At 70.6% G+C, this 4157-nt stretch carries 4 protein-coding genes; all 4 read left to right on the forward strand.

What is annotated here, in order from left to right:
• The first annotated feature begins 337 nt into the window (after positions 1-337).
• Entirely contained in the window at positions 338-1303 is a 966-nt protein-coding gene (locus ESO86_RS12580; protein ID WP_207207118.1) for an ABC transporter substrate-binding protein, read from the forward strand.
• 38 nt (positions 1304-1341) lie between these two features.
• The gene (locus ESO86_RS12585) at positions 1342-2334 is read left to right on the forward strand and encodes an amino acid ABC transporter permease (RefSeq protein ID WP_129235337.1); all 993 of its coding nucleotides are present in this window, start codon (positions 1342-1344) and stop codon (positions 2332-2334) included.
• On the forward strand, positions 2331-3137 hold the full coding sequence (locus ESO86_RS12590) for an amino acid ABC transporter ATP-binding protein (RefSeq protein WP_129235338.1): 807 nt from the start codon (positions 2331-2333) through the stop codon (positions 3135-3137). Before ESO86_RS12585 ends, ESO86_RS12590 begins: the two co-directional genes overlap by 4 nt.
• On the forward strand, positions 3137-4157 hold a 1021-nt coding region (locus ESO86_RS12595; protein ID WP_242492353.1), incomplete at its 3' end, for a M20/M25/M40 family metallo-hydrolase. The genes ESO86_RS12590 and ESO86_RS12595, both read left to right, overlap by 1 nt.

A 4157-nucleotide genomic window follows, 5' to 3' on the forward strand; every position in this document is an offset into this window, starting at 1 on the left:
GGTCGCGTGCACGCCCGGGGCGGACGCGGCGGCCGCGGCGGTCGCGGGCGCCAGCGAGAGGACGAGCGCCGCGGTCGCGCAGGTCGCGAGGGCAGGGGAGAGAGTTCGCACGATTGCCTCCTTGGAATGTACGTTACAGAAATGGTCGTGTGGACCGCGATGCTAATGCACGCTACGGAAATCCGAAAGGGTTCCCAAGGCGCGATGAGATCATGCGTTCGCGCAGGTGCCGCCCTCGGCGACTCGTTACAGAATGAAAAAGTTCTGGCAATTCCGGAACAGATGTTACATACTCGTCCTGCACCGATCCCACCGCAGCGATCAGAAGGACCAGACCATGAAGATGTCATCCCCCGCCGCACGCACGGCCGTCGCCGCCGCATCCCTGTCCGGCGCGCTCCTCCTCGCCGGATGCAGCGGCGCCGCCGCGAGCGGCGACGACAGCGCCGAGGCCGCCGAGGCCGTCGAGATCGCCGGCGTCGAGATCTCGGTCGACGAGGCCGCCGCCGAGCTCCTCCCCGCCGAGTTCGCCGACGCAGGCGCCGTCAAGGTGGCCACCGACGCGCCCTACGCACCCTTCGAGATGTTCATCGAGGAGGGCAGCGATGAGCTGACCGGCGTCGACGTCGACCTCGGCCACGCCATCGGCGCGAAGCTCGGCATCGACTTCGAGTTCGAGCAGCAGGCGTTCGACGGCATCATCCCCGCCCTCCAGGCCGGCAACTTCGACGTCACCATCACGGCGATGACCTCGAGCGTCGAGCGCATGGAGGTGCTCACCTTCGTCGACTACTCGGCCTCCGGCACCGGCATCCTCACCACCGCCGGCAACCCCGAGGGCATCGAGAACTACCTCGACCTCTGCGGCGAGAGCGTCGCGGTGCAGGGCGCGACCAGCCAGGTCGACCTCGTCAAGGACGTCTGGCAGGGCGAGTGCGAGGCCGAGGGCCTCGACCCGATCGAGCTGAGCGAGTTCCCGTCCGACGCCGACGCGCAGCTGGCGATCACGAGCGGCAAGGCGATCGCGTCGCTCCTGACCAAGCCCAGCGCCGGCTACGTCGCGAAGACGACGAACGACGGCGCCACGTTCGAGGTCGTCGAGGACCCGGACGCCCCGAACGGGTACGACGCGACGCTCAACGGCATCGGCGTCCTGAAGGACAATGAAGGCCTCGCGGAGGCGATCCGCGCCGCGCTGCAGTCGCTCATCGACGACGGCACCTACGAGGCCATCCTCGACCAGTACGGCGTGACCGGCATCGGCATCGACGAGGCCACGATCAACGGCGCCGCCGCCGAGTGACGCCCTCGGGCACGCTCCCAACAGAAAGCACCAACCCCATGACCGCAACGCAGCCGTCATCCACGGCGGCGCCCGAGGGCCTCCGGAACCCCTCGGGCGCCCGCCCGGGCCCGATCGAAGCCGTCCCCGTGCGACACCCGGGACGCTGGATCGCCGCCGTCCTCGTCCTCGTCCTCGGCATCGGCGCGATCGCCTCGATCCTGCAGAACCCGAACCTCGACCTGCCCACGGTCGCGGAGTACCTCTTCAAGCCGTTGACCATCAACGGCGTGCTCATCACCATCTGGCTCACCGTCGCCTCGATGATCATGGGCGTCTTCGGCGGCATCGTGGTCGCGGTGATGCGGCTCTCCGCCAACCCGGTCCTCTCCGTCGCCGCGATGCTCTTCATCTGGGTGTTCCGCGGCACGCCGCTCCTGCTCCAGCTCATCTTCTGGGGCTTCATCGGCGCGTTCATCCCCAAGATCGTCATCGGCATCCCGTTCACGTCCGTCGAGTTCTGGTCGTTCACGACCAGCGACCTCATCCCCGCGACCGTCGCCGCGCTCCTCGCGCTCGGCCTCAACGAGATGGCCTACGCGGCGGAGATCGTGCGGGCGGGCATCCAGTCCGTCGACCACGGACAGACGGAGGCCGCGCACTCCCTCGGCATGTCCCCGGCGAAGACGCTGCGACGGGTCGTGCTGCCCCAGGCGATGCGCGTCATCATCCCGCCGATGGGCAACGAGACGATCACGATGCTGAAGAGCACCTCGCTCGTGGCCATCGTCGCGGGCGACGACCTCATGTCGAACATCCGCGAGGCCTACACGCAGAACTACAAGATCATCCCGCTGCTCATCGTGGCCGCCATCTGGTACCTCGTCCTCACGTCGATCCTGTCGATCCCGCAGATGTGGCTCGAACGCCGATACGGCCGCGGATTCACGGGCGCCCGCCCGACCATCGGATCACGCGTCTCGACGTTCACGCAGAGCATCGCGCTCCCGTCGCGCGAGTCGCGCGCCTCGAAGAAGGAGTCGGCGTCATGACCGCCACCATCCCGCAGTCCGCGCCCGTCGCTCCCGTCGGCGAGCGCCCCATGGTCGATGCCGTCGACGTCCACAAGCGCTTCGGCAACCTCGAGGTGCTGAAGGGCATCACGATGTCGGTCGAGCGCGGTCAGGTCGTCTGCCTCCTCGGGCCGTCCGGCTCCGGCAAGTCGACCTTCCTCCGCTGCATCAACCACCTCGAGCAGATCGATGCCGGCATGATCCGGGTCGCCGGCGAGACCGTCGGCTACCGCGAGCGGAACGGCAAGCTCTACGAGCTCCGCGAGCGCGAGGTCGCCGCGCAGCGACGCAAGGTCGGCATGGTGTTCCAGCGCTTCAACCTGTTCCCGCACATGACGGCGCTCGAGAACGTGATCGAGGCGCCCACCCAGGTGGCCGGTCGGTCGAAGGCCGACGCCAGGGCGCAGGGCCTGCGCCTGCTCGCGCAGGTGGGCCTGGCGGAGAAGGCCGACACCTACCCGGCGCAGCTGTCGGGCGGCCAGCAGCAGCGGGTGGCGATCGCGCGTGCGCTCGCGATGGAGCCCGAGGTCATGCTCTTCGACGAGCCGACGTCCGCGCTCGACCCCGAACTGGTCGGCGACGTGCTCGACGTGATGCGCGGACTCGCCGAGTCCGGCATGACGATGATCGTGGTGACCCACGAGATCGGCTTCGCACGCGAGGTCGGCGACGTCGCGGTGTTCATGGACGGCGGCGTGGTCGTCGAGGCCGGCGACCCGGCGCAGGTCCTCGTCGACCCCCGGGAGGAGCGCACCCGCGCCTTCCTCTCGAAGGTGCTCTAGTGGCGCGCGGCACCACCACCAGGACCCCGGCCGGCACCCGCATCGACGTCCCGCCGACCCCGGCGGAACTGCTCGACACCGCCCGACGCCTCGACCCGCGGTTCCGCAGCGACCTCGGCCGGCTCGTCGACATCGACTCGGGCTCGCACGACGCCGAGGGCGTGACCCGGGCCGCCGAGTGGGCGGCGGGCGCGATGCGCGCCGACGGCTTCGAGGTCGAGGTCGTCCCGACGCCCCGGTGCGACGGAAAGGCGTACGGCCCGGTCGTCGTCGGCCGCCGCCCGGGCGAGGGCTCCAGGCGGATCGTCCTCTTCGCGCACCTGGACACGGTCTTCCCGGTCGGCACCGCCGCCGAGCGCCCGTTCCGCATCGACGGGGGCATCGCCTTCGGGCCCGGGGTGTGCGACGACGCGGCCGGCGTCGCCGCCGGACTCGCCGCCGCACGTGCGCTCGACCACCTCGGCTACCGAGGGTACGGGGAGCTCGTGGTCGTCCTGACCCCCGACGAGGAGGTCGGCTCGCCCGCGAGTCGCGCGATCATGGCCCGACTCGTGACCGGGGCGGATGCGGCGCTGTGCCTCGAGTGCGCGCGCGAGAACGGCGACCTCGTCGGGGCGCGCAAGGGCGTCGCCGACGTCCTCGTCACCGTGCACGGTCGGGCCGCGCACTCGGGCGTCGAGCCCGAGCGCGGGGTCAACGCCGCCGTCGAGGCAGCGCGCCTCGTGCTCGAGCTGCAGGAGCTGTCGGGGTCCGTTCCGGGACTGACGCTCAACGTGGGTCGCGTCGCGGCCGGATCGCGGGCGAACATCGTGCCCGACATCGCCGAGCTGCACCTCGAGGTCCGCTCGGCGGGCCTCGAGGAGCTCGTCGCCACCCTCGACGCGATCGACGAACGCGCCCGCCGCCCGGTCGTCGACGGCGCCCGCATCGAGGTGCAGCGCCTCGACGTCTGCCCGCCGCTCGAACGCACCGCGACCGTCGGCCTGGCCGCGATCGCCGGGGAGGTGGGCGCGTCGCTCG

Source organism: Agromyces binzhouensis (assembly GCF_004135055.1).
In the GTDB taxonomy this organism is placed as follows: Bacteria; Actinomycetota; Actinomycetes; order Actinomycetales; family Microbacteriaceae; genus Agromyces; species Agromyces binzhouensis.

Excerpts from the sequence above, each read along its gene's own strand:
- ESO86_RS12580 (WP_207207118.1), top strand. The coding sequence starts at position 338 with ATGAAGATGTCATCCCCCGCCGCACGCACGGCCGTCGCCGCCGCATCC.
- ESO86_RS12585 (WP_129235337.1), top strand. The coding sequence starts at position 1,342 with ATGACCGCAACGCAGCCGTCATCCACGGCGGCGCCCGAGGGCCTCCGG.
- ESO86_RS12590 (WP_129235338.1), top strand. The coding sequence starts at position 2,331 with ATGACCGCCACCATCCCGCAGTCCGCGCCCGTCGCTCCCGTCGGCGAG.